The sequence below is a fragment of the Anaerolineales bacterium genome, assembly GCA_022866145.1.
GTDB lineage: Bacteria > Chloroflexota > Anaerolineae > Anaerolineales > E44-bin32 > PFL42.
In genome coordinates, this window is sequence record JALHUE010000268.1 from 1 (window position 1) to 26,098 (window position 26,098).

The window sequence follows — 26,098 nt, forward strand, 5'->3', positions numbered from 1 at the left end:
CCCTGGGGGAGGTGGCGGGGGTGGCCCAGTTGCTGCCCGAGATCGTGCGCCTGACCGGCGCCACGGCCGTGATCGCGCCCATCGATCGGACCGAGTCTCTGCCCCTCGGTCTGGTGGGGCAACTGCGGGGATGGCTCGAAGGCCAAGGGGCGGCCGTGGTTTTCCCCCGCCCGTTCTGCACTCTGACCGAAACCCAGTACAACCGGACCCCAAACGTCGAGCACTACGATCACCCGCTGATCCGCCGCTTCGCGGCTCACTTTGGCCGGCCCAAGTTCGACGTTCAGGTCGCCGGAGGGCACATCCAGAAGATCGAGATCGTGCGCGAAGCCGCCTGCGGCTGCAGCCATCATGTGGCCGAGGAGCTGGTGAACGTCCACGTCGACGAGGCCATCGAACAGGCCGGCATGCTGCACCACCATTTCCCGTGCTTGGCGAGCATGAACCAGGAAGCGGACTACGGCGACACGCTAATGCATATCTCCGGGGACTGCCTGCGGGATGCGCTTAAGGAAGAGATCCGCCAGCACCTGTCCCCGACGCCCTACGTGCGGCCCCACGGTCGAAGCGAAGACGTCGCCAGCGAGAGGAGAGAGCCCGGATGGAACGCCTAGTCATGAATATCCCAGCCCTGTATGGCGATCACCACACGACTGCCGTCCGCAAGCTGTTGGAGCCGATGGATGGCGTGGCCGAGATCCTCGCCAGTTCCGCCGCGCATCAGCTTGTGGTCAAGTACTACCCAACGGTCGTCACGCAGGCAGAGATCGTGAAGGCCCTGGAGAATCAGGGATACGTCGCTGGCGCTCCGGAGCCGGCTTTCGCCCTCCCCTTGGGCGAGCGCTCCGGGCGCCACACCGCCATCCTGTCCGGCACTGGCGAGTCGATGGCCTTTGCTGAGCAGTCTCCCACGCTGCAGGGGCGAGCCCTGTGGCCGTGTCCCGGTTTCGAAATTCAGCACATTCCCAAAGAGTGAGTAGGCCAAAGGAGGACCGACCGCCATGCCCCCAGTGAAAAGCAAGAAAGCGCGCACACCCCAGGAACGATCGCTCGACCCCGCCGCTCAGCAGATGCTGATCCGAGCCGATGCGCTTGGCCTGGACACGGCGTTCTCCCGCGCCGAGCAGATGGCACCCTGCCCGATCGGGTCGACCGGATCGTGCTGCAAGCTCTGCTTCATGGGCCCGTGCCGGCTGGTCAAGGATGGACAGACCGGTGTGTGCGGCGCCACCATCGATACTATCGCTGCCCGCAACTTCGCCCGGGCCGTCGCTGCTGGCGCTGCCGCCCACTCCGATCACGGCCGCGACCTGGCCCTGACCCTGCGGGCCGTCGCCAAGGGAGAGGCCAAAGGCTACAAGATCCGAGACCCGTACCGGTTGGAGCGGGTTGCCCGCAAGCTGAAAATCCCGACCGAAGCCCGGCCGGTCAGCGACATCGCCCTCGATGTCGCCGAGACCTGTCTAGCGCAGTTTGGACAGCAGACCGGCGAAGTGGCGCACGTCGACTCCGCCCCGCCCAAGCGCAAGCAGCTGTGGCGCGAGCTCAAGCTCGCCCCGCGCGGGATCGACCGCGAGATCGTCGACGTGCTGCACCGGACACATATGGGCGACGACCAGGACCCGGAGCACATCCTACATCAGACGCTGCGAACGTCGCTGGGCGATGGTTGGGGCGGGTCGATGATCGCCACCGATCTCTCCGATATCCTCTTTGGCACCCCCAGCCCGCTCGTCTCGCAGGTCAACCTCGGGGTACTGCGGCACGACGAGGTCAACATCGTCGTCCACGGCCATGAGCCAACCCTGTCGGAGATGATCCTGGCGGCCACGACCGACCCCGAGCTGATCGAGTACGCCGGGACCAAGGGCGCCAAGGGGATCAACCTGTGCGGTATCTGCTGCACCAGCAACGAGACCCTGATGCGCCAGGGCGTTCCGTCGGCCGGCAATTTCCTGCATCAGGAGCTGGCCATCATCACCGGGGCCGTCGAGGCCATGGTGGTCGACGTGCAGTGCATCATGCAGGCGCTGCCCGACCTGGCCAAGAAGTTCCACACAGAAGTCATCACGACCTCGCCCAAGGTGAAGATCACCAACGCCACGCACATCGAGTTCGACGAGCAAAACGCCTACGAGATCGCCAGGACCATCGTGCGCCGGGCGATCGACAACTACCCCAACCGGGGCGAGGTCGACATCCCGGACGTGTCCTCGGACGTTGTGCCGGGTTTCTCGCACGAATACATCAACTACATGCTGGGCGGCTCCTACCGCTCCTCGTTCCGCCCGCTGAACGACGCCATCATGAGCGGCCGTATCCGGGGCGTGGTGGCCGACGTCGGCTGCAACAACCCGCGCACAACCCAGGACGCCTCACACGACTACCTGGTGCGGGAGTTTCTCAAGAATGACGTGCTGGTGGTCGAGACCGGCTGCGGCGCCATCGCTAGCGGCAAGTTCGGCTACCTGCTGGGCGAGGCGGCGATGGAATGGGCCGGCCCCGGCCTGCGCGAGGTCTGCGAGGCCACCGGCATGCCGCCCGTCCTGCATATGGGCTCGTGCGTCGACAACTCCCGCATCCTGACCGTGCTCACCCAGGTCGTGGAAGAAGGCGGCCTGGGCGATGACATCTCCGAGGTGCCAGCCGTTGGGATCGCGCCGGAATGGATGAGCGAGAAGGCGCTGGCTATCGCCTGCTACTGCGCCGCCTCGGGCGCCTACGTGATCATGGGCATCCATAGCCCGGTCGCAGGCAGCGATGAGGTCACCCGCATCCTCAGCCAGGACTGGGAGAAGAAGCTCGGCGGCAAGATCGAGTTCGTCGTCGAGGACGCCGAGATGGTGCGGCGGGCGCTGGAGCACATCGACAAGAAGCGGGCGGCCTTGAAGCTGCCCCCGTACGACCCCACCCGCTTCGGGCGGAGCGGAGACGCCCGCATGCTCAAGCTGATGGAACTCGAACCGGAAGAACGCGCCGAAGCCCTGTACGGGCAGCCGGCCGGGGACTAGGAGCCAATCATGTCACGCTACATCGCCACCCACGCCATTCGGGGCGCCAACGATATCGTGCGCGAAGCCGAGGTCATGCTCGAGCGCGCCCTGGAGGAGAAAGGGCCCGACACCCCGGTCTCCTTCCCCAACACCGCCTACTACCTGCCGACGATCCTGGGCATGACCGGAATGGAGGTCACCACGATCGGCGGGTTGCAGCCGGCGTTGGAGCACGCCAAGGGGCTGCTGCATCCAGTGCCTCCCGATCGCCGCTGGACTCCGTACCTGGGTGAGACGCTGGACTCGGGCATGGCCACGCTGCTGGCCGAAGAAGTGATCATGGCCCTGCGGTTCGTCTACGAACTGCAGCCAGAATCCCTGCCCGGCTTCCAGCTGGCCGGCGGCACGGCCTACCCCTCCAAGAACGGCGACAACGGCCACGGCCACCTCAACGGCCCGATCGATGACATCCAGCTGCGCTCGTGGGGGATCCAACTGGTCGACGGGCGCATGCCCGGCTTCGCCGCCATCGTCGGCTGTGCCAAATCGAACGAGGTCGCGGTCAAGATCGTGCGCGAGCTGCAGCGGCGCAACATCCTGACCTTCCTGTGCGGCAACGTCAACGGGCGGAGCATCATCCATCAGCTCCAAGAAGAGGGTGTCGAGCTGGGCTATGACACCTACACCGTGCCCTTCGGGACGGACACCGTCTCGGCCATCTACCCGCTGGGTTTCGCCGTACGCTCGGCGCTGACCTTCGGCGGCATGAAGGGCGGCCAGGCCCGCAAGATCCTGCTCTACAACAAGAACCGCGTCTTCGCCTTCGTCCTGGCCCTGGGCGAGGTCGACGACCTGAAGTACGCCACCGCCGCCGGCGCCATCAACTTCGGCTTCCCGGTCATCGCCGATACGGTCATCCCGGAGATCCTGCCGACCGGCGTCACCACCTATGAGCACGTGGTGTCAATGCCGTTCAACGAGATCGAAGGCAAGGATGACCTGGAACGCGCCGAACGGCTGGTGCAGAAGTGCATCGAGATCCGGGGCGTCAAGGTCAAGGTCAGCGAGATCCCGATCCCGGTGCCCTACGGCTCGGCCTTCGAGGGCGAGGTCGTGCGCAAGAACGACATGCGGGTCGAGTTCGGCGGCAAGAACAGCCGCGCCTTCGAGTACCTGCACCTGGCCGACCTCGACAAAGTGGAGGACGGCAAGATCGAGATCGTCGGGCCCGGGTTCGAGGACACCCATCCGCAGGGCGCCATGGACCTGGGCATCATCATCAAGGTGGCCGGCCGCAAGATGGAGAAGGACTTCGAGCCCGTGCTCGAACGCCAGGTGCACTACTTCGTCAACGGCGCCTCCGGCATCCAGCACATCGGCCAGCGCGACATCGCCTGGATCCGCATCAGCCAGGCCGCCGCCGACAAGGGGTTCAACCTCAAACATTTCGGCGACATCCTGCACGCCCGCTTCCATGCCGATTTTGGCAGCATCGTGGATAAGGTCCAGGTCCAGATCATCACCGATCCCAAGCTGCACGCCGAGTGGCTGGACAAGGCCCGCCAGGCCTACGAAGAGCGCAATGTGCGAATCGGCTCGATGACCGACGAGAGCGTGGACACCTTCTACTCGTGCACACTGTGCCAGTCTTTCGCCCCGAACCACGTGTGCATCATCAGCCCCGAGCGCCTCGGCCTGTGCGGCGCCTACAACTGGCTGGATTGCAAGGCCTCCAACCAGATCAACCCTACCGGCCCCAACCAGCCGATCAAGAAAGCCGCACAGCTGGACCCCGTCAAGGGCTACTATGTCGGGGTCAATGAGTTCGCCCTCGGCGCCAGCCACCAACAGGTTACCGACGTCTCGATGTACTCGATCATGGAAAACCCGATGACGGCCTGCGGCTGTTTCGAGTGCATCGCCATGGTCATCCCCGAGGCCAATGGCGTGATGATCGTCAGCCGCGAGGACACCAGCATGACCCCGGCCGGCATGACCTTCTCGACCCTGGCCGGCATGGCCGGCGGCGGGCTGCAGACTCCGGGCATCATGGGCCACGGCAAGTTCTACATACTCAGCCCCAAGTTCATTTCGGCCGACGGCGGCTTCAAGCGGGTCGTCTGGATGTCGTCGGTGCTCAGGGAGCAGATGGCCGAGCAGCTCGAGAAAGTCTCCATCCGCGAAGGGGACCCGGACCTGCTCTCGAAGATCGCCGACGAGCGGATCTGCACCGACGTCGAAGGACTGATGCAGTTCCTGACGGACAAGAACCACCCGGCTCTGTCCATGCCCTCGTTGTTCTAGTCGCGGGCGGACACGGCTATCATAGTCTCGGGGGAGCTCCGGGCGCCTCTCAGCCGGGATGCGTTGGGAGGGCGGCCAGTCGCACAACGGGCCGCCCCTTCCACCCCACCGGCCGTCGTCCGCCCCCCCTGGCACGGAGGAACAGGCGCATGACCATCGAGATTCCCAAGGAGAAGTGGACGGGCAAGGTTCGCGAGGTCAGACTGGGTGCGACGAGCGCCGAAGGGGGGACCCGCAGCCGCCTCGTCACCCTGGGCGGAGATACCGCCCTGCCGCATCTGAGCTTCGAAGGCGCACTTCCGAATCCGCCGGTTCTGTCGGTCGAAGTCCGGGACCGCAAACCGGATGACTGGTCGCCGCTGCTGTACAAGGCCTGGGGCGAAGCCCTGCAGGATCCGGGGGAATGGGCCAAGGCGGCCGAGGCCGCCGGCGCCGACATGATCTATCTGTGCCTCAGCCTAACCGACGCCGAGGGACAGCGCCCAACCCCCGCTAAGGCCCGGGCCGCGGTGCGAAAAGTGCTCGACGCCACCGGCCTGCCCCTGGCTGTGGTCGGGCCCGGCCAGGCTGAGCTCGATAACGAACTCATGGTGCCGGTGGCCGAAGAGGCCAAAGGCGAGCGCATCCTGCTCGGCGTCTGCGAAGAGAAGAACTACCGCACCCTGGTGGCCGCCGCCCTGGCCAATGATCATCTGGTGCAGTCCAAGACTCCGATGGATGTCAATCTGTCCAAGCAGCTGGTCATTCTCATCCACGACATGGGCCTGCCGCTGGACCGGATTGTGATCGATCCGACCACCGGCGCCCTGGGCTACGGCATCGAGTACGGCTATTCGGTGATGGAACGGCTGCGGCTGGCCGCCCTGCAAGGCGACAGCATGACCCAACAGCCGATGATTGTCACCCCCGGCGAAGAGGCCTGGCGCGTCAAGGAAGCTCGCGTCGGCGAGGGCGTGCCCAAGGCCTGGGGAGACTGGGAACGCCGCAGCCTAAACTGGGAAGCCGTCACCGCCAATTCCCTGCTGTACGCCGGAGCCAACATCGTGGTGTTGCGCCATCCGGAGACGCTCAAGCGGCTGCGCGGCGTGGTCGACGGCCTGAAGGTCACGGCCTGAGGCCGCGGGAGGAATCGGATGGCACTCACCGGACTCGAAATCTACAAGCTCCTGCCGCAGACTAACTGCAAGGAATGCAGCTACCCCACCTGCCTGGCCTTTGCCATGAAGCTGGCTGCCAAGCAGGCGGAATTGAAGGCCTGTCCCTACGTCACCGAAGAGGCCAAGACCAAGCTCGAGGCCGCCTCGGCGCCGCCCATGCGCCTGATTGAGATCGGCTCGGCAGATCAGCGTCTGCAGGTCGGAAACGAGACCGTTCTCTTCCGCCATGAGAAGACCTTCTACCACCGACCGGGTCTGTTCTGGCGCCTGCGCGACAGCGAAAAGCCTGAAGACCTCAAGAAGAAGGCCGCCGAAGCCGATGCCTACCAGGTCGACTATGTCGGAATCAACCTGACCCTGGATGGCTTCGCCGTCGAGGCTGCCTCCGGCGATGCCAAGACCTTCGCCGCGGCCGTGGCCGTCGTGCACGCCGCCAGCCAGAAGCCCCTGATCTTGATCGCCCCCACCCCCGAACTGGCCAAGGCCGGGCTGGAGGCCGCCGGCGACAGCCGACCCCTGCTGCATGCCGCAACTGCCGACAACTGGCAGGCCATGGCGGAGATCGCCAAGGCGGCCAAGGTACCCCTGGTCGCCCGCGCCGCCGACCTGGACTCCCTCGCGGCCTTGACTGACAACCTGGCCAAGGCCGGCCTGGAGGATATCGTCCTGGATCCGGCGATCACGGGCTACAAGGACTCGCTCGAGCAGCTGACGATAGCCCGCCGCCTGGCGCTACGCAAGAACTTCCGTCCACTCGGTTTTCCGGTGATCACCTTTCCCGGCGCCACCGGCGCCGATGAGACCCTGCTGGCCGCCGAACACATCGCCAAGTACGCTGGTTTCATCGTGCTCGACACCTTTGACCCGGCGTCGTTCTACCCGCTGCTCGTGCTGCGCCAGAACATCTACACCGACCCACAGAAGCCGATCCAGGTCCAGCCCGGCGTGTACGAGATCAACAACCCGAACGCCGACTCGCCATTGATGGTGACGACCAACTTCTCGATCACCTACTTCGCCGTCGCCAACGAGGTCGAGGGCTCAGGCTGGCCGGCCTGGCTGGTCGTGGCCGACGCCGAGGGGATGAGCGTGCTCACCGCCTGGGCAGCCGGGAAGTTCGACGCCGAACGCATCGCCAAGTCGATCAAGGGCTTCGGCCTCGAGCAGAAGGTCAGTCACAAGAAGCTGTTGATCCCAGGCGCGGTGGCGGTACTGTCGGGTGAGCTAGAAGAGGAGCTGCCCGGCTGGCAGATCCTGGTCGGCCCGCGCGAGGCGGTGGACATCAGCGGCTACCTGAAGGCGACCTGGAAGAACTGATCGCCTGCGCTCGGCGCGCAGATGGGTACCTGTCGGTTGGATGGAGGTCAGGAATGACACTGAGATTGCCGAAGGCCTGGCGGGATCCGTATCTCGACTTCGACAGCCTTCAGGTGGCGCGGGCGGCCGCAGCCTGCCTGCAGTGCGGGGCGCCCGCGCCCTGCACCCTGGCCTGCGGACACCAGACGGACATCCCGCGGGTGATGCGCCTGGCCGGGCAAGCCGCCTGCGAGGGCCTGGCGCTGACCCGCTGGTTCTGGGGAACCGAGCAGATCGAGGCGGCCCGCATCGCCGACGCCATCACCGACAGCTACAACTAGGACCGATCAGGGGACCGGGTGCTCCGAGCCTCCGGTCCCCCTAGGAGCAGGCGAGAACGGCGAAATCGGCGGGAGGCACAAGTCCCGGGAGGCGAGAACACCGATCCAACCTCGCCGCCCCCGGTCTCTTCCCTCCGAGATCCCGATGACCGCCATGGGGCATGACCTTGGCCACGCACAAGGTCCGCATCCTTCCATCCGACTCGACCATTGAGGCGCCAACCGGCGCCCTGGTCGCTGAGGCGATTCAACAGGCGGGCCTCGAGATTGCGCAGCCGTGCGGCGGACAGGGGCGCTGCGGCCGCTGCGCCGTGTTGGTCGAAGGCGGCGCGCGCCGCCGCTCCAGCCTGCGCCTGACGGCAGAGGATCTGCAGACCGGCTATGCCCTCGCCTGCCAGACAGTCATCGAGGGCGACCTGACGGTCACCATTCCCGAGCAGGAAAAGATCGAACGCCGGCTGGTGACCGACAAGGCGGCCGCCCGCGTCAGTCTGCCCTTCCCCTACACTTCGGACCTGCAGGGCGTTCACGCCTTCCGCCTCAGCCTGCCCGAGCCCAACCTGCAGGACAACACCGACGACTTGATGCGCCTGCAGAAAGGATTGACCGAGGCCGGCTACCCAGAGGTAGAGATCCCGCTGGGGATGATCCGCCGCATGGGCGACGCGCTGCGACAGTCGGAGTGGACTCCGTGGGTGGCGCTCGAGACCCGGTCGTGGTCTCGCCCCAACGGCCCACCGCGCCTGCTGGACGTGCGCCCCGAACCGATCGAGCCCCTCGGTCTGGCGATCGACATCGGCACGACGACGGTCAGCCTGCACCTGGTCAATCTGTCCTCGGGCGAGGTGATCGCATCGGCGGCCGAATACAACGGCCAGATCGCCTTCGGCGAGGACGTGATCTCGCGCATCATCTACGCCTCCAAGAACGACGGCCTGCCATCGCTGACCCAGCGAGTCCACCAAACGATCGGGCTGCTCCTTGACCGTCTCCAGAAGCGCACGGCGGTCACCGGGGACATGATCCTCAAGGCGGTCGTGGCCGGCAACACGACCATGATTCACCTGTTCCTGGGCATACCCCCCGGGCCGATCCGCGTGGCGCCGTTCATCCCGACCGTCAACTTGCCCTCGGCCTTCATGGCCGGTGAGATCGGCCTGCCGATCAACCCTCAAGCCGTCGTCGACTGCCTGCCCGGCATTGCCTCCTATGTCGGGGCCGACATCTCGGCCGGGGTGCTGGCCTGCGACCTGGCGACAACCGACGTGCTGACCCTGTTCATCGACGTCGGTACCAATGGCGAGATGGTGCTCGGCACCCGCGACTGGCTGGTCACCTGCGCCTGTTCCGCCGGGCCGGCCTTTGAGGGCGCGGGCGTGGTCGACGGCATGCGCGCCACCGAAGGCGCCATCGAGGAGGTCTGGGTCAACTCGACGACGTATGAACCGACCTATCGCGTGATCGGCGGGGGTAAGCCGCGCGGCATCTGCGGCTCCGGCTTGATCTCGCTCCTGGCCGAGTTGTTCGTCACCGGCGTGGTCGATCGCGCCGGCGGCGTCAAGATCGACCTAGGCTCGCCGCGGGTTCGCCAGGGCGACCACGGGCCGGAGTATGTCGTCGCCTGGGGGGCCGAGACCGAAAGCGGCAAGGACATCGTCCTGACCAAAGTCGATGTCGACAACCTGATGCGCGCCAAGGCCGCCATCTACGCCGGATTCTCCGTCCTGGCCTCGAGCGTCGGGGTCAGCCTCACTGCCGTCGAACAAGTGCTGGTCGGTGGATCGTTCGGCAAATACATCAACGTCGAGAAGGCGGTGCAGATCGGGTTGCTGCCCGATGTTCCCTGGGAACGCTTCCACTTCCTGGGGAACACCGCCCTGCAGGGCGCCTACATGGCGCTGCTTTCACTCGATCAGCGCCAGCTGGTGGCGCAGCTCGCCCGGCAGATGACCTACATCGAACTCTCGGCCGACAACACCTTCTACGAGGCATTCACCGCCGCCATGTTCCTGCCCCACACCGAGATCGCCCGCTTCCCCAGCGTAGCCGAGGTCTGGGATCGCTACACCGCCCGTGAACCGGCTGCAGACGGAGCAGCGACCCCATGACGCTCACCGGCCTGCACTTCCTGCTGACTTATCAATGCCTGTCCTCCTGTGAGCACTGCTTCACCTGGGGCAGCCCGGAACAGCAGGGCACCTTTTCCCTGGCCGACATCGAGCAGGCGCTGGATCAGGCCGTGGACGCAAGGACGATCGAACGGGTGTATTTTGAGGGCGGGGAGCCCTTTCTGTTTTACCCCATCCTGACCGCCGGCGTCCGCCTGGCGGCGCAGCGCGGCTTGAAGCCCGGCATCGTCACGAACGGCTACTGGGCGACGTCCTCAACGGATGCCGAAGCCTGGCTGCGGCCGATGGCCGGCGATCTGGAGGACGTCTTCGTCTCCTCCGACCTGCTGCACTCGGACGAGCCCGTCAGCTCCCAGGCTCACAACGCCCTGGCCGCCGCCGAGCGGCTGGCGATCCGGGCCAACCTGCTCGTGTGCGAAACGCCCAACATGCCGAGGGAGACCCCGGACCCCGGGCGCGGCCAGCCGATCGAAGGCGGGGCGATCGTGTACCGCGGCCGGGCCATCCCGTCGTTCGCCGCGACCGCGCCGAAGCTGGACTGGGAAGGCTTCACCGAGTGTCCTTACGAGGAGCTGGTCGAACCGCAACGCCTGCACGTCGACTACCTGGGCCATCTGCACGTTTGCCAGGGTCTGCTGATCGGCAACCTATTCGTCCAGCCCCTGTCCGAGATCATGGCGGGCTACGCGCCCGACCGGCATCCAATCCTCGGGCCGCTGATTCGCGGCGGCCCGGCAGAGCTCGTCCGCGCCCACGGACTGGTCCCGGCCGACGGTTATGCCGACGCCTGTCACCTGTGCTACACCGCCCGCGACCAGCTCCGTGTCCGCTTGCCGGCATTCCTTGGGCCAGGGCAGATGTATGGCGAGGGGCTTTCATGAAGCCGGTCTCCGCAGCCTGGCAGGTCGGGTGCCCATGAGCCAGCCGCGCCCCGTGCTGGACTGGCTGCTCGAAAAGCGCGACCCCGGCGTGCGGTTCTTCGCCCTGCGCGACCTGCTGGGAGCGCCTGCCGATGACCCCAACTTGCTGGCCGCCCGCCGCAAGACGGTGCGCTCGTCGCCGGTGAAGGAGATTCTGCAGGCGATGCAGCCGCAGGGCTGGTGGGTCAAGCCCGGGCCGGGGTACTCACCCAAGTACACCGGAACGGTGTGGCAGATCATCTTCCTGGGCCAATTGGGCGCCGATGGCGAGAACGGTCGGGTGCGCAAGGCGGTGGACTACGTCCTCGATCACAGCCGTGCCCCGGAGCCGTACGGCGGCTTCGCGTGCAATGCCACCCCGGCCTCCTTGATTCACTGCCTGCAGGGGAACCTGTGCGCCTCGTTGTTGGAGCTCGGCTTCGCCGAAGACCCGCGCCTTGGGGAAGCGCTGGATTGGCTGGCGCGCAGCATCACCGGCGAGCGGATCGCAGCCGCCGATCAGCGCCACGCCGCGCCGCGCCACTTCCGCTCCGGCAACAGCGCCCCTGGCTTCTGCTGTGCGGCCAATGATCACCTGCCGTGCGCCTGGGGGGCAATCCCTGCCCTGGATGCCTTGAGCCGCATCCCGGTGCGGCGGCGCACACCCGCCGTCCGGCGGGCGCTGGCCGAGGGTGTCGGCTTCCTGCTGAGCCGCGACCCGGCCGCGGCTGACTACCCAATGGGTTACGCCGCCAAGCCCAGCCAGTCCTGGTTCCGATTCGGCTACCCGATGGGCTATGTCACCGACTGCCTGCGTACGGCCGAGGTGCTGGTGCGTCTCGGCCGCGGCCGCGACCAGTGTCTCCAGCCGCTGGCGGCGCTCATCCTCTCCAAGCGGCTTGCGGATGGCACCTGGCCGCTCGAGTACAGCTACATCGGAAAGACCTGGTTCGACCTGGGGGCCAAGCGCCAGTCCAACAAGTGGATCACTTTGCGCGCCCTGCGCGCACTTAAAGGTATGGGAGTAACGGTATGAAGACAATTGCCCTGGCAGGCAAGGGCGGAACGGGAAAGACCACGCTGGCGGCGCTTTTGATCCGCGCCCTGTTGCGCGCCGGCGCCACCCCGGTCCTGGCGATCGACGCCGATCCGGCGACCAACCTGCATTTGGCCCTCGGATTGCAGATGCCGGTCACCGTCGGGGACGTGCGCGAGGAGATGCTGCAGGCCGCCCAGGCCCACCAGCTGGGGGTCGCCATCAGCCGCCACGACTATCTGCGCCAGGAAGTGCGCCTGGCGCTAGAGGAGGGCGAGGCGGTCGACCTGCTGGCGATGGGCCGCCCGGAAGGCCAGGGCTGCTACTGCGCCGTCAACCACCTGCTGCGCCAGGTCGTCGATGAGCTGGGCCGCAGCTACGCTTACGTGGTGATCGACAATGAGGCCGGCATGGAGCACATCAGCCGGCGCACGACCCAGGATGTCGACCTGCTCTTGGTGGTGTCGGATCCGACGGTGCGCGGCCTGAAGACCGCGGCCGGCATCGGCCAGCTCGCCAAAGACGTCGAAGTCAATGTCAAGAACACCCTGCTGGTTATCAACCGGGTGCAGGGGGCGCTGCCCGAAGCGCTGCAGCAAGCGGTGCACGAGAGCGCCCTCCCGCTAGCCAGCCTGATCCCGGCCGATGACCAAGTCAACCAGCTGGATGCCCTGGGGCAACCCTTGATCTGGCTGGATGGGGAATCCGCCGCCGGCCGGGCGATCGACGCCCTGGCCGAGCGCATCCTGAGCACGATCTGACTTCAAGGAGCGAATCGATGTACAAGATTGGAGAGAACATCCACATCATCTCCCCCAAGGTCAAGGAGGCCATCACCAACCGCGAGGGGGCCTTCTTCGTCGACCTGGCCCGGCGGCAGAAGGCGGCCGGCGCCGATGCCCTGGACCTGAACGTCGGCCCGCGCAAGAAGGACGGTCCGGAGGTCATGACCTGGCTGGTCGACGTGATGCAAGAAGCGGTGCCGGGGATGACCCTGTCTTTCGATACCACCAATCTGGCAGCGATCGAGACCGGGCTGAAGAAGGTGGGCGCCAACGCCATCATCAACTCGACTTCGGCCGAGGAGGAGCGCCTGGCCAATGTCCCGCCGCTGGCCGCCCAGTACGGCTCGAAGCTGATCGCCCTGTGCATCGAGAAGAGCGGCATCCCGGTCAGCGCCGACGCCCGCGTGGCCATCGCCATGGAGAAGCTGATCCCCCGGGCGGAGGAAGTCGGCGTCCCGATGCAGAATCTGCTGATCGATCCGCTAATCCTGACAGTTTCCGGCTGCCAGGAGTACGTTCCACAGGCGATTGAAACCGTGCGTATGGTTAAGATGGTCATGGACCCACCCCCGATGACCGTCGTCGGCCTGTCAAACGTCTCCAACCAGGTGCCGGCGGAGATGCGGCCACTGCTCAATCGGGTCTATCTGGTCATGTTGATGGGGGTCGGCCTGGACGCGGCCATTGTCGATCCGTTGGACCTGGATCTGATGGAGACCATTCGGATTGTCGAGGCCCGCGACGACAGCACGCCTGTCGGCGCCCTGTACCTCAAGCTGCGGGATGTCGTCGCCGCCGGCGAACCGCTGGAGCCGGATCAGGTCAACTTGGCCGATCCGCTTCAGGCGGACGTCTGGAAGACGGTTCAGGTTCTGCTGAACAAGGTGATCTACACCGACTCGTACTTGCGACTGTAGGCGGTGCTGACATTGGCCCATCCGGGCGCAACCTGACGCCCGACCGGCGGACAAAGGAGCGTACACCCATGGTCGAAAGCACGCCGACTCCCACTGTGGAGGAGTTGTTGGCCAAGGCGACCCAGCCCTCGAAGGACGCCATGGTCCTGCATCCGTTCTACCGAGGCAAAGTCGAGGTAGCCCTGAAGTGCTGCGTCCGCAGCCTAGACGACTTCGCCATCTGGTACACCCCGGGGGTTGCCGCCTCCTGCCGGGCGATCGAGCAAGATCCCGAGCTTGTGTACGAGCACACGCATAAGTGGAACACGGTGGCCGTGGTCTCCGATGGCACGCGGGTCCTCGGCCTGGGCGATATCGGCCCCAAGGCCGGCCTGCCCGTGATGGAAGGCAAGGCGCTGCTGTACAAGTATCTGGGCGGCGTCGACGCCTGGCCGATCATGCTCGACACGAAGGACCCCGACAAGATCATCGAGACCGTGCTGTTGATCCAGCCGGGGTTCGGCGGAGTTAACCTGGAGGACATTTCCAACCCGAAGTGCTTCCGCATCCTGGACACCCTGCGTGCCAAGGCCGAGATCCCGATTTGGCATGACGACCAGCAGGGGACGGCCACGGTGACGCTGGCCGGGTTGATCAACGCCTTGAAGATCGTCGGCAAGCAGATCGGCGATGTGCAGATCACATTCATCGGCTCCGGCGCCTCGAATGTGGCCTGCGCCCGCCTGATCTTCTCCGCCGGCGCGGACCCGGCGAAATGCCGGGTGGTCGACAGCAAGGGCATCCTGCACAAGGACCGCCACGACATCGAGCTGCGGAAGGCCGAGTTCGTCGACAAGTGGAAGATGTGCCAGATCACCAATGCCGAAGGCCGGGAGGGCAGCATCGAGGACGCCATGCGCGGCGCGGATGTCGTCATCGGCCTGTCGAAACCCGGGCCGGGGGTGATCAAGCCCGAGTGGGTGCGGGCGATGGCCAAGGACGCGATCGTCTTCGCCTGCGCCAACCCGATCCCCGAGATCTGGCCGTGGGAGGCCAAGGAAGCCGGCGCCGCCGTCGTCGCCACCGGACGCTCCGACTTCCCCAACCAGGTCAACAACTCGCTGGGCTTCCCCGGCATCTTCCGCGGCACGCTGGATGTGCGCGCCAAGACGATCACCGATGCCATGTGCATGGCCGCCGCCACTGAATTGGCCACGATGGCTGAGGAGAAGGGCCTGAAGCCAGATTACATCATCCCGAACATGGATGAATGGGAGGTCTTCCCACGCGAGGCGGCAGCCGTCGCCATGATGGCCATCAAGGAAGGGGTGGCCGGAAAGACCATCACCTACGAAGAAGAACTCGAGAACGCCGGCCGGATCATCAAGCGGTCGCGCGGCCTGACCCAGAAGATGATGTCCGACGGCTTCATCGCCCTGCCCTAACAGCCCGGATGAGGAGTGAACCACGATGTATGACCTGATCATTCTCGGGGGCGGACCGGCCGGCCTGACGGCGACGGTGTACGCCCTGCGCAAGCGTCTGAAGGTTCTGCTGATCACCCGCGACCTTGGCGGCAAGACCAACTTCCGCCTGCAGCTGCCCTTCATCGAAAAGCACCTGGTGATCACCGGCGAAGAGGTCGTCAACCGTTTCGCCAACGAGATCGACTACCTGGAGTTCTCGCGCGTCTTCGACAAGGCGATCAAGATCGAGAAGCTGCCCAAGGGATTCCAGGTGCACACCCGCAACGGCCAGGCGTATTCCGCCCGGGCGCTGATCGTCGCCACTGGCGCCTGGGGCCAGCGGCTGGACGTGCCGGGCGAGAAGGAATACATGATGCGCGGCCTGTGCTACAGCGCCGTGTCGTATGCGCCGTTGTTTATCGAGCGCGACACGTGCGTCATCGGCGACTCGGCGCTGGCCATGCGCTCAACGGCCGAACTGGCCACGATCGCCCGCAAGGTCACTCTGGTGGCGCCGACTCACGGCGACCTGGACACACCGATGGGCACCCGCGTCCGCCAAGCGCCGAACGTCGAGATCCTGGAGGGCTACCAGGTCGAGTCGGTTCAGGGCGATGCGTACGCCCGCAAGATCATCGTCCAGGGAGACGGCGAGAAGCTCGAGCTGACTGCCGATGCCTTCTTCGTCGAAATCGACCTGGTGCCGCAGTCCGATATCGTGGCCGATCTGGTAAAACGTGACGTCTCCGGCCGGATCATCGTCGATGCCCGCAACCGGACTTCGTGCGAGGCCGTCTTCGCCGCCGGCGACGTGACCGATGTGATTTCCGAGCAGGTGCTGATCTCGATCGGCGAAGGCGCCAAGGCCGCCTTGTCCGCCTACGACTACCTGCTGCAGCAGCCTGACTGACACCCGGTCGGACGGCGGCAGCCCGCCGGGAAGGAGAAAGGTATGTCCCCGCCCCAAGAGATCGCCTACCGCCAGCTGATCACCCTGGCCGACGGGGCGCGCATCCTGCTGCGCCCGCTGACGGCCGAGGACCAGCAGCCGCTGCTGGCCCTGTATTCCAACCTGACGCCGGAAGACCGGCGCTACATGCGGCATGACGTCGACGATCCGGGCGCCGTCGGGTCCTGGGTCGATGATCTCGACTACGACGTTGTCTACCCACTCGTCGCCATGGTCGGCGAGCGCATGGTCGGACATACCAGCCTGCACCTGAACACCGGCCCAGCCCGGCACCGGGCCGAAGTGCGCGTCTTCCTGGCCAAGGATTTCCGCGGCCGCGGCCTGGGAACCCGGCTGCTGCAGGCGATCATCGATCTGGCCAAACGGCGCAGCCTGTACCTGCTCGAAGCCGAGGTCGCCGCCGAGCGCACCAGCGACGTGCGCGCCTTCCAGAAGCTCGGTTTTGAGGCCAAGTGCACCTACGAGGACTACTTCATGCTCCCGGACGGCACCTTTATGGATGCCGTGCATTTGATCCTTCGTCTGCGGACCGGGGCGCAGGAGTTCTAGCCGAAGAGGCGGAAGCTGTCTTGCGAGAAGTCCCAGAGCGATCCGCTCCGCGAGGCGCGTAACTGAGATCAGGCGCGCTGTCGGACACCGCCAGGCCCGGCTGGGCCGGCGAAATCGCCTTGTACTGCACCAGCAGGTTGCGGAAAAGCGCCTAACTCAAGCCATCGGAATCGACTCTCTGACCCTGGACCTGGTGTTGTGGTCAAGCGGGGGGCTCGCGGAGGACGCGGGCGGCGTGTTCGAGCGCCAGTCGGGGACTGGTGAGGATCGGGCAGGCCAGCGTCTCGGGCGGAAGCGCTTCAACGACGCGCGCCATCGACGCCTGCGCCAGCACGACGACGTCGTTGCGCTGGAGCAGGTCCTCGATCGTCTGGCGGACGATGGCGTCGTGCCGCGAGGGGTCGCCGCCGAAGAGGGCGGCATAGGCGCCCTCCGCCAGGCGCGCCTCGATCTGGACATCCTTCCCGGCTGCCTGGGCGCGTGCGCGAAGCAGGTCGCTTGTCGGGCGGAGCGTCGTCGGCGCCGTCGCCGCCACGCCGATGCGCGCGCCAAGCTCCAGCGCCCGATCGACCATTGGCTCATCGACCGTGAGGACCGGAATGCGCACCCGCGACCGGGCGGTCTCGGCGCACGGGGAGATCGACGAGCAGGTGAGCTGTACGACCGCCGCCCCGGCGTGCTCGGCCGAGACCGCGTGTTCGGCGACGCGCTGATGGATGAAGGCTGAAAGCCCTCCCTGTGCCAGGACGACCTTGAGCAGGATCTCGTCGGCGATGTGCCAGATCTCGACGTCGTTCGGGAGCAGCTCGCGGCTGAGGCGTGTGAACAGGTCGACCAGCGAGGGGACGGTGTGGACGAAGACCAGCGTTCGTGCCATGAAGCCTCCTGCGCCGGCTAGGCCAAAGCCTGGGCCGGAGCTTCGAGCAGTGACACCACGTCGTCGAGGAAGCGCGCCGCACTGGCGCCATCCAGGACGCGGTGGTCGACCGCCAGGCTGAGCTTGAGCGTCGGCGTCAGGACCATCGCTCCGCCTTCGGCAAACGGCCGTTCGGTGATGCGGCCGACGGCCAGGATGGCGGCCTGCGGCGGGTTGAGGATGGCGTCGAAGGAATCGACGCGTGAGGCGCCCAGGTTGCTGAGGGTGAAGACGCCGCCGTCGAAATCCTGCGGCAGCGACTTGCCGGCACGGGCGCGCTCGACCAGTTCCGTGCGCCTGCGCACAAGGTCCGGAAGCAGAAGTTGGTCGGCGCCATGGATCACCGGGACGACCAGGCCATTGGGCGTGTCGGTGGCGACACCGATATGGATGCCCGGCGCCAGGCGCAGGCCGTCCGGAGTGTACTGGGCCATGGCCTGCGGATGACGGACCAGGGCGCGGGCGCAGATCAGGACAAGCAGGTCGGAGATCGTCACCCGCAATCCGTGCCCGGACTCCAGGATCGGCAAAAGGTCCTGGCGCACGGCCAGCAAGCGGCGGGCGTTGACCTCGGCATGCAGGTAGAAGTGCGGCGCCGAGGTGAACGAGGCGATCATGCGCTCGGCCATGATGCGCTGTGTGCGGCTGAGCGGCTCGAGCGTCGCTACGGATGGGGCGGCGACCTCTGCCGACTCAAGATCGCGGCGCGTGATCCGGCCCCCGGGGCCGGTGCCGGCGATGCCGGCCAAGCGGAGCTTGAGATCGCTGGCCATGCGTGCGGCGACGGGGGTCAGGCGCGGCCCAGAGGGCGCGGCGTCCAGATCGCGTTCGACGATGCGGCCACCCGGGCCGCTGCCAGTGAGGCGCGTCAGGTCCAGGCTGCGTTCACGCGCCGCGCGCCGGGCGCGCGGGCTGGCGGCGAGTCGCCCGGCGGGAAGCGGGGCGGGGGATGCCGGGCCGCGGTCCGAGGCGGCGGCTTCCGATGCCCGCGGCACGGCTCCGGCGGGACGGGGCGCAGCCGCGACCTGGCCCGCCGGAGGGGAGACGACCTCCTCCAGAGTCGCGGTGAGGTAGGCGACGACCGACAGGACCGCGACGGTCGATCCGGCGGGCGCAACGATGCGGCGCAGGTAGCCGGCCGCTGGCGCCTCGACCTCGAGCGTGGCCTTGTCCGACTCGACGGTGTAGAGCACGTCGCCCGGCTGGACGAGCTCGCCTTCCTGTTTGAGCCAGGCGACGATCGTGCCCTCGTTCATCGTCTCGCCCAGCATGGGCAGAATGACTTCGGTGGCCATGCCGCCTCCTACTGCAGTGCCTGGCGCACGCCGGCGATGATGCGCGCCACGTTGGGAATGGCGGCGTCCTCCAGCGGGTCGCTCATCGGCACGGGGACGTCGGCGGCGCACACGCGCACGATCGGCGCGTCGAGCCAGTCGAACAGCTCCTCCTGGATGCGCATCGCCAGTTCGCTGATGAACGAGCCGGTCTTGTAGCCTTCGGTCAGGCCGACGACGCGGCCGGTCTTGCGCACCGAAGCCGCAACGGTGTCCATGTCGAGCGGCTTGAGCGTGCGCAGGTCGACGACCTCGACGCTGATGCCCTCGGGCGCCAGCTTCTCGGCCGCCTCCAGGGCGCGGTGGACCATGCGCGAGTAGGTGATTAGCGTGACGTCCTTGCCCTTGCGTTTCACATCGGCCACACCGTAGGGGATAATGTAGTCCTCCTCCGGCACGAGGCCTTCGAGGCCGTAGAGCATCTTATGCTCGATGAACATCACCGGGTTGTCGTCACGGATGGCGGCCTTGAGTAGTCCCTTGGCATCGTAGGGCGTGGCGGGCATGACGACGTAGATGCCGGGGAAGTGCGTCCACAGCGCCTCGAGCGACTGCGAGTGGTGGGCGGCGATGTTGCGGCCGGCGCCGCCCTCAGTGCGGATGACCATCGGCACGGTCGTTTTCCCGCCGAACATGTAGCGGTTCTTGGCGCCCTGGTTGGCGATCTGGTCCATGGCCAACGGCGTGAAGTCGACGTACATGATCTCGGCCACCGGCCGCAGGCCAGCCATCGCCGCACCCACCGCCGCGCCGCCGATGGTGGCCTCAGAGATCGGCGTGTCGCGCACGCGCTCGTCGCCGAACTCCTCGATCAGGCCGCGCGTGGCGCCGTAGGCCCCGCCGTACGGGCCGATGTCCTCGCCCATCAGGAAGACCTTCGGATCGCGGATCATCTCCTCGCGCAGTGCTTCCTGGATCGCCTGCCAGTAGCGGATCTTGCGCGTGCCCGGTCCGCCGGCGCGCACCCGTGCCCGCAGCTCGGCCTCGCGTTCAACGTCGCCTGACGTCCAGTGGAAGGGAGCATAGACGTGGTGCTCGAGTTCCTCGACCGGAGGCAGGGGCGAGGCGAAAGCGAAATCGGTGGCGACATCGATGGCCTGGCGCGCCGCCGCCTCGACGGCCTCGACTTCGGCCTGCGTGGCGACCTTCTCCTTGAGCAAACGCTGCACGAAGGCCGGGAGCGGGTCGCGTGCCTTCCAGGCGGCCTCCTCCTCCTTGGTGCGGTAGGCGCGCGGGTCGGAGCGCGAGTGGCCGTACCAGCGGTAAGTCTTGCACTCGACCAGCGACGGGCCCTGGCCCTTGCGTGCCCGGTCCACTGCCTTGCCGACCGCGCGGCGCACAGCCATGACATCCATCCCGTCGACGACCTCGCCCGGGATGCCATAGGCACAGGCGCGGTCGGCGATCTCCAGCTTGGCGGTGGCCTTCTCGAGCGGGACCGACATGCCGTACAGGTTGTTCTCGACGATGTACACCACCGGCAGCTTCCAAAGGGCGGCCATGTTGAGCGACTCGTGGAAGTTGCCGGTGTTGGAGGCGCCGTCGCCGAAGAAGCACAGCACGACGCTGTCCTTCTTCATCAGCTTCTGCGCCAGCCCGGCGCCGGTGGCGACCGGGATGTTGCCGCCGACGATGCCGGTGGCGCCAAGGTTGCCCTTCTGGACGTCGGCGATGTGCATCGAGCCGCCGCGCCCCAGGCAGTAGCCCGTGGCACGCCCGCACAGCTCGGCCATCATCTTGTTGTAGTGCTCGACGCGTTCCGCTTCGGTCTTGGCCATCGAGGCGCCGCGGGCGTGGCAGTGTCCGTGGCCGCGGTGGGCGCTGGTGATCCAGTCATCGTCGCGCAACACCGAGATGGCGCCGACGGCGACCGCCTCCTCGCCGGCGTACAGGTGCGAGGCGCCCTTGATCTGATTCTTGCCCAGCAGGTCGTAGACGCGTTCTTCGAACAGCCGAATCTCCCACATCTGCCGCAGCAGATCGAGGCTACGGGCCTTGGGAATGTCGATCGTCTTGCCCGACGCCGCCGGAGGCGTGCGCGCCGGGGAGGTGCGGGTGGTGCGCTTCGCCATGAGTCACCTCATCCGATCATCCGGCGCGCGGGCGGCGCGCCAGGATGCGATCCACGAATGTGTCGTAGGCCTTGCAGAATTCGTCGAGCGTGTTGGCCACCGGCGTCCAGGCGGCCGTGGCGCGGGCGTCGTTGAGTGAGAGTGGATGCGCCGGCCTCAGCGCGGGGTCGTCCGTCTCACCGGAATCGGCCCATGGCCCGAGCCAGTAGGCTTGCTTGAACAGCTCGCTGTACCGGAGGACGCGCAGGGCCTCCGGCGGCGCCGGCGCCTCGATCCGGGCGGGGTCGAGTGGGAGTTGCGGACCCTGGTCAAAGGCCCGGCGGACGTTGGGGAAGACGGTCAGGATGCCGGTCCCGAGGACCTCGGTGATATCCGGCACCGCGCTGGGCAGCGCGGCGTGGGGCTCACCCTGGTAGACGCGCAGCGAGGCGATGAGCGGCTTGACTCGGGCGAGGTCGATCCCCCGCTGTGTCATCACACGCTGCAGGCGCTTGAGGACGGCCACCCCGGACCAGGCCGCTGCGACCCGGGCCTGGTTTTCGCTGATGCCCTCGGCGCTCAGGTCGCTGAGCCGGCCGAGCAGCTCGTCGCGCACCGGGAAGGCGAGCCGGCCGCTCATGTGCGCCAGCGTGGAGAAGAGCGCGCCGCCCTCGGAGATCGCTCGCGCGAATGGGAGATGCTGAAACAGGCCGAAGTTGACCGTGATCGTCACGCCGATGCCGCTGCCGGTCAGCTCGCGGCAGGCGTCCAGGCCGGACTGCGTACCCGGGAGCTTGAAGACGACGTTCGGGACTTCACCGTCGAGGCGGGCCGACAACTCGGCGTAGATCGCGCCTGCATCGCGCAGCATCGTGCCGGCGTCGTCATGCCGCTTCGGGTTGACCTGCAGGCTGACGCAGCCCATGCGGCCTTCGGTCAGCAGGAAGATGGGCCGCAGGCCGCGCATGTTGGCCAGCACGATCTCGAGCGTGACCGAGCGGGCGAGCGCGTCCCCGTCGGCCTTAGGCTGGGCGGCGTGTAGGCGATCCACCACCGGATCCCAGCGCGCGGGGTCGGCTCTCCATGCCAGGTCGACGAGCGGCGGGTTGCAGGTGACGAAGCTGGCACCGAGGAGCAGAGCGTAGTCGAGGAAGGCGGCATAGTCGTTGCTGATTTCGGTGCGTGTGCCGCCCGCGGCGCGCAGCTCGGCGATGCGCCGAAGCTGGCTGGCCCGCAGCGCGTGCTCGAGCGCCTCGAGGCTGGCGGGCAGCGAGGCACCGACGAAGGCCGACGCTTCCGCCTCCGGGTCGGCCGCCGCCTCGGCGCGGAAGCGCGCCGCGGCCTGCAGGCGACGCATCGCCAGGAGGTCCGCCTCCGCCTCGGGCGCCGATCGCGCCAACTCGGCCGCCAGCGCGTGCCAGGCTTGGCCGAGGTGGGCGACGTCGTCCGCAGGCAGCGCATCTTGGGGGAACAGCGCCGGGTTCGACAGGTTCCACAGGGGCACGAAGGCGCGCAGCCAGGTGCTCAGCTCAGCGGCGAACTGCAGCAAAGCGCGCTGCCGGGTTGTGTCGGCGGAGCCGAAGGCGGCGCGTAGGCGTGGCGCCAAATCGCCGGCGATACGCCGGAAGGCGGACGGCGGCGAGTAGAACACGAGGTCATTCAGCGCCGCCTGGACGCGGCCGGCGAGGATCGTGGGCAGCGGATCGCGCTGTGCATTGTCCCGGCAGCGCGCCAGCTCGGACCGCAGGGCCTGGCGGATGAACTCGGCATCATGGGGTGGGTGCATGGGCAGAGCTGGCATGCGCCTCCGGCTCTCCGGCAGACTAGCCGTGCGCCCTGACGGCGCAGGCCTGCTCCCACGCGCGGCGTACGAAGCGGGCAGCGGCTTCGACGCCGGCGCTGCCCTGGAAGGAGGCCTCTTCCATGCACAGCCATCCGTCCCAGCCGTGCGCGACGAGCCGCTCGAAGCTCGCGGCGATCGGGGCGATGCCGGTCCCGATCAGCACGGGCTTGAGCTCCCCGAAGGCAGCCGTGTCGGCGATGTGCACACTGACGACGCGATCGATCACCTGATCGAGGAGCGCCAGAGGATCGGCGGCGAAGGCGGCGGCGTTCCCCGTGTCGAAGTTGATGCCCAGACCGGCGGGCGCAGTGCCGCGGGCGATCTCCAGGAAGATGCCGGGCGGCGTCGAGAAATCGGTGTACTCCCAGGCGCCCGGCTTGGCGTGATTCTCGTACACCGGCCGGACCGGGCTGGTGCGCACGGCGTCGACGAGGCGCGACAGGCCGTCGACCGCCCAGGCGATACCCTCGGCGCGTCCGGTCGATGGGTGCGCCTGCCCGGCGGTGACGCGGATCAGATCGGCGCCCAGCGCTTCGGCCACGCCCACGCTTTCAATGGCAAGCTCGAGCTCGCGGCGGCGCTGCGCGGCGTCGGGGTGCGTGAAGTCTGGATAGGTGGTGATCATCGCCACGCGGCTGCCGGCGTCCTCGATCTGCCGGCGCGCGCCGTGCGCCGCCTCAACGCTGCGCTGCGGCAGGAAGAGGATGCTCAGGTCGATGGCTTCCAGCCCGAGGCTGTGGCCAAGGCGCGCCCACTCAGCGAGCGTCATACGCCCGTCAAGGATCTCGGCGAAGAAGGAAACCGGCAGGCAACTCAGGCGCATCAGGCAGCCTCCAGCAGCGGTCGCATGTGCTCCACCGTCCGACGGGCGGCAGTGTCGGGATCCGGGCGCGCCAGGAGCTCGGCGGACAACGTACCGGTGTAGCCCAGGGTGCGAAGCGTTCGCACCAACAGGGGGAAGTCGATCATTCCCTCACCCGGCGGGAGACGGTTGTTGTCCCCCAGGTGGATGTGCCACAGCCTTTCGGCCAGCATCAGTCGCTGAAAGGGAAGCTCCCAGGAGGCCTCCTCGATGTTGACGTGGTATGTGTCGAGCAGCAGTCCAAGAGCGGCGTGTCCGACCTCCTCGACGAATTCCAGACCTTCTTCGGCAGTGTTGATCAGGTCGGCCTCGTAGCGGTTGAGTGGCTCGAGGGCCAGCCGCACGCCGGCGGCGGCCGCTGCCTCCGCCGCCTGATGGAGAACTTCCGCCAGCCGGAGCCGTCCGTCCCTGCCTGCCCAAGCCAGCCGGCCGCGAAAGCTGCCGATCGTGACCAGGGGGGCGCCGATGGCAGCGGCAAAGGCGATCAACTCGTTCAGGCGGGTGCGGGCGCGGGCGGCCACATCGGGATTGGCGTGCAACAAGTACAGCCCGGCCTGCATGGCGGCTGCACCGCTGCCGATGGCAGCAGCTTTCAGCCCGTGCGCCTCAAGCTCGGACCGCAGCTCAGGGACGTCGAGCTGCGCCGGATCAGCCGTCATCAACTCGAGGCCATCGACGCCGAGCCGGGCCGCCTTGTCGAGTTTCTCCGACCAGGTGCCGGAGAGCAGGGCAACGGGCAGCGGGCATGTCACGTCGGGCGTCTGGACGGCGAGCGCAAGGCGCATCCTTCAGGCCTCGATCTCCTGGCCGAGCTCCTGCTCGACATCGGCGATGGCCCGGTCGAGCAGATCGAGCAGCTGGTCGACCTCGGCGGGCGTGATAGTCAAGGGCGGCGCCATCAGCGTCATGTCGCCCAGGGTTCCGTCGAGCGAGCCGGTGCACGGGTAGGTCACCAGGCCGTGCTTCAGGGCTGCGCGCTCGATCCGGGCGCTCACGCCGCGCTCGGGCGGAAACGGCTCGCGCGTCGACCGGCGGCGGACGTACTCAAGCCCGAACATCAAGCCCAGACCGCGCACGTCGCCGATGATCGGGTGGCGCTCCATCAGACGGCGCAAGCCGGCCAGGACTTGTTCGCCGCGCAGGCGCGAGTTCTCAACCAGGTTGTGCTCGAGGCTATAGGCGATGACGGCTAGCGCGCCGGCGCAAGAGACGGCGTTGGCGTTCAACGTGTGCCCGGCCTTGAACGACGAGTGATGCTCCTGCAGCACTTGCCAGATCGAGTCGCGAGCGATGATCGCCGAGAGCGGGGTGTAGCCGGCGGTCATGCCCTTGGCCGTGGCGACAATGTCCGGGGTGGTCTCCCAGTGGTCGAGGCCCCACAGACGACCGGTGCGGCCCCAGCCGGTCATCACCTCGTCGGCGATGAACAGCACGTCGTACCGATCGCAGATCTCGCGGATCAGCTGGAAGTAGCCAGGCGGGGCAGGGGCCACGCCCAAGGCCGCGCCGACGACCGGCTCGGCGATGAAGGCGGCGACGTTCTCGGGACCCTGCTGGCGGATGGCCGTCTCCAGGACGCGGGCGCACAACAGGTTGCACTCGGGATAGGTCTTCTCGAAGGGGCAGCGGTAACAGAAGGCCGGCGGGATGTGCGGCGAGTCGAGGTACATGGGCTGGAAGATGCGCCGGCGGGAGAGGATGCCCGAGAAGCCGGCCACGGAGATGGTATTGCCGTGGAAGCCTTGCCAGCGTCCGATGATCTGGTACTTGGACGGCCGGCCGCGCTCGACCCAGTACTGACGCGCCAGGCGAACGGCATCGTCTGTGGCGTCGGTGCCGGTACAGGTGACCCACACGCGGCTGGCGTCCTTCAATTCGCCGGGGGCCAGGCTCACGACCACGTCGCACAGTTCGAGGAAGCGCTCGTTGGTGAAGGCGTGCGCCGGGTAGAACGAGAAACGCTGCGCCTGGTCGAACATCGCCTGGGCGACCTCGGCCACGCCGTGGCCGATGGTCGTGACGACGGATGAACCGCCCGAGCCATCGATGTACTGCCGGCCGTCGGCGTCATACAGAAAGATACCCTCGGTACGCACGATGATCGGGAAGGGGCGATCCCAATCGCGGTGGACGGCGTGGACGTTCGGTTGGGTCATCGTGCCTCTCCTGAGGAACCCGGCCGCGGGTGGATCAGCCCGCGGCCCGGCGTCTTCCCACAGCCGATGATGCCATGCTGTGAGAACGATTGCACACATCAAGATTAGCATAGCG

The 26,098-nt window shown here is 67.1% G+C and carries 22 protein-coding genes and 1 pseudogene; 15 read left to right on the top strand and 8 right to left on the bottom strand.

Annotated features, from left to right (window positions below; all coding sequences use genetic code 11):
- The 15 genes from MUO23_08225 to MUO23_08295 all read left to right on the top strand — a co-directional run.
- On the top strand, positions 1–614 hold a 614-nt coding region (locus MUO23_08225; protein ID MCJ7512942.1), incomplete at its 5' end, for a DUF166 domain-containing protein.
- A complete protein-coding gene (locus MUO23_08230) occupies positions 602–976 on the top strand; it encodes a heavy-metal-associated domain-containing protein (protein MCJ7512943.1) in 375 nt (124 codons plus the stop codon). The genes MUO23_08225 and MUO23_08230, both read left to right, overlap by 13 nt.
- A 25-nt stretch (positions 977–1,001) precedes the next feature.
- Positions 1,002–3,011 carry an anaerobic carbon-monoxide dehydrogenase catalytic subunit gene (gene cooS, locus MUO23_08235; GenBank protein MCJ7512944.1) on the top strand — a complete coding sequence of 670 codons (2,010 nt, stop codon included), beginning with the start codon at positions 1,002–1,004 and terminating at the stop codon, positions 3,009–3,011.
- Positions 3,012–3,020: 9 nt separating this feature from the next.
- The gene (acsB, locus tag MUO23_08240; protein MCJ7512945.1) at positions 3,021–5,297 is read left to right on the top strand and encodes an acetyl-CoA decarbonylase/synthase complex subunit alpha/beta; all 2,277 of its coding nucleotides are present in this window, start codon (positions 3,021–3,023) and stop codon (positions 5,295–5,297) included.
- 149 nt (positions 5,298–5,446) lie between these two features.
- On the top strand, positions 5,447–6,412 hold the full coding sequence (locus MUO23_08245) for an acetyl-CoA decarbonylase/synthase complex subunit delta (protein MCJ7512946.1): 966 nt from the start codon (positions 5,447–5,449) through the stop codon (positions 6,410–6,412).
- A gap of 18 nt (positions 6,413–6,430) precedes the next feature.
- A complete protein-coding gene (gene acsC / locus MUO23_08250; GenBank protein ID MCJ7512947.1) occupies positions 6,431–7,771 on the top strand; it encodes an acetyl-CoA decarbonylase/synthase complex subunit gamma in 1,341 nt (446 codons plus the stop codon).
- Between the two features lie 53 nt (positions 7,772–7,824).
- The gene (locus tag MUO23_08255; protein MCJ7512948.1) at positions 7,825–8,091 is read left to right on the top strand and encodes a hypothetical protein; all 267 of its coding nucleotides are present in this window, start codon (positions 7,825–7,827) and stop codon (positions 8,089–8,091) included.
- A gap of 161 nt (positions 8,092–8,252) precedes the next feature.
- Positions 8,253–10,199 carry an ASKHA domain-containing protein gene (locus MUO23_08260; protein MCJ7512949.1) on the top strand — a complete coding sequence of 649 codons (1,947 nt, stop codon included), beginning with the start codon at positions 8,253–8,255 and terminating at the stop codon, positions 10,197–10,199.
- Positions 10,196–11,101 (top strand): 4Fe-4S cluster-binding domain-containing protein, encoded by a 906-nt coding sequence (locus MUO23_08265; protein MCJ7512950.1) that lies wholly within the window; start codon positions 10,196–10,198, stop codon positions 11,099–11,101. Before MUO23_08260 ends, MUO23_08265 begins: the two co-directional genes overlap by 4 nt.
- A gap of 34 nt (positions 11,102–11,135) precedes the next feature.
- Positions 11,136–12,155, top strand: coding sequence for a hypothetical protein (locus tag MUO23_08270; protein ID MCJ7512951.1), 1,020 nt, complete (start codon positions 11,136–11,138; stop codon positions 12,153–12,155).
- A complete protein-coding gene (locus tag MUO23_08275; GenBank protein MCJ7512952.1) occupies positions 12,152–12,916 on the top strand; it encodes an AAA family ATPase in 765 nt (254 codons plus the stop codon). Before MUO23_08270 ends, MUO23_08275 begins: the two co-directional genes overlap by 4 nt.
- Before the next feature lie 17 nt (positions 12,917–12,933).
- Positions 12,934–13,857, top strand: coding sequence for a dihydropteroate synthase (locus MUO23_08280; GenBank protein MCJ7512953.1), 924 nt, complete (start codon positions 12,934–12,936; stop codon positions 13,855–13,857).
- A 68-nt stretch (positions 13,858–13,925) separates the two neighbouring features.
- On the top strand, positions 13,926–15,281 hold the full coding sequence (locus tag MUO23_08285) for an NADP-dependent malic enzyme (GenBank protein MCJ7512954.1): 1,356 nt from the start codon (positions 13,926–13,928) through the stop codon (positions 15,279–15,281).
- A 25-nt stretch (positions 15,282–15,306) separates the two neighbouring features.
- Complete coding sequence (locus MUO23_08290) at positions 15,307–16,212, top strand: NAD(P)/FAD-dependent oxidoreductase (protein MCJ7512955.1); 906 nt, start codon at positions 15,307–15,309, stop codon at positions 16,210–16,212.
- Between the two features lie 42 nt (positions 16,213–16,254).
- Entirely contained in the window at positions 16,255–16,821 is a 567-nt protein-coding gene (locus MUO23_08295; protein ID MCJ7512956.1) for a GNAT family N-acetyltransferase, read from the top strand.
- Positions 16,822–17,023: 202 nt separating this feature from the next.
- Here MUO23_08295 and MUO23_08300 read toward each other — a convergent pair whose 3' ends face one another.
- The 8 genes and pseudogenes from MUO23_08300 to MUO23_08335 all read right to left on the bottom strand — a co-directional run bounded on the left by MUO23_08300 (position 17,024) and on the right by MUO23_08335 (position 25,983).
- Positions 17,024–17,698, bottom strand: coding sequence for an aspartate/glutamate racemase family protein (locus MUO23_08300; GenBank protein MCJ7512957.1), 675 nt, complete (start codon positions 17,696–17,698; stop codon positions 17,024–17,026).
- A 17-nt stretch (positions 17,699–17,715) separates the two neighbouring features.
- On the bottom strand, positions 17,716–19,032 hold the full coding sequence (locus MUO23_08305; protein MCJ7512958.1) for a 2-oxo acid dehydrogenase subunit E2: 1,317 nt from the start codon (positions 19,030–19,032) through the stop codon (positions 17,716–17,718).
- 8 nt (positions 19,033–19,040) lie between these two features.
- Entirely contained in the window at positions 19,041–19,964 is a 924-nt protein-coding gene (locus MUO23_08310) for an alpha-ketoacid dehydrogenase subunit beta (GenBank protein MCJ7512959.1), read from the bottom strand.
- Positions 19,965–20,180: 216 nt separating this feature from the next.
- A pseudogene (locus MUO23_08315) lies at positions 20,181–21,038 on the bottom strand (thiamine pyrophosphate-dependent dehydrogenase E1 component subunit alpha).
- A gap of 121 nt (positions 21,039–21,159) precedes the next feature.
- A complete protein-coding gene (locus tag MUO23_08320) occupies positions 21,160–22,773 on the bottom strand; it encodes a hypothetical protein (GenBank protein MCJ7512960.1) in 1,614 nt (537 codons plus the stop codon).
- 172 nt (positions 22,774–22,945) lie between these two features.
- Positions 22,946–23,788, bottom strand: coding sequence for a sugar phosphate isomerase/epimerase (locus MUO23_08325; GenBank protein ID MCJ7512961.1), 843 nt, complete (start codon positions 23,786–23,788; stop codon positions 22,946–22,948).
- Entirely contained in the window at positions 23,788–24,612 is an 825-nt protein-coding gene (locus tag MUO23_08330) for a sugar phosphate isomerase/epimerase (protein ID MCJ7512962.1), read from the bottom strand. The genes MUO23_08325 and MUO23_08330 overlap by 1 nt, the downstream gene beginning before the upstream one ends.
- Positions 24,613–24,615: 3 nt before the next feature.
- Complete coding sequence (locus tag MUO23_08335) at positions 24,616–25,983, bottom strand: aminotransferase class III-fold pyridoxal phosphate-dependent enzyme (GenBank protein MCJ7512963.1); 1,368 nt, start codon at positions 25,981–25,983, stop codon at positions 24,616–24,618.
- Positions 25,984–26,098: the final 115 nt, after the last annotated feature.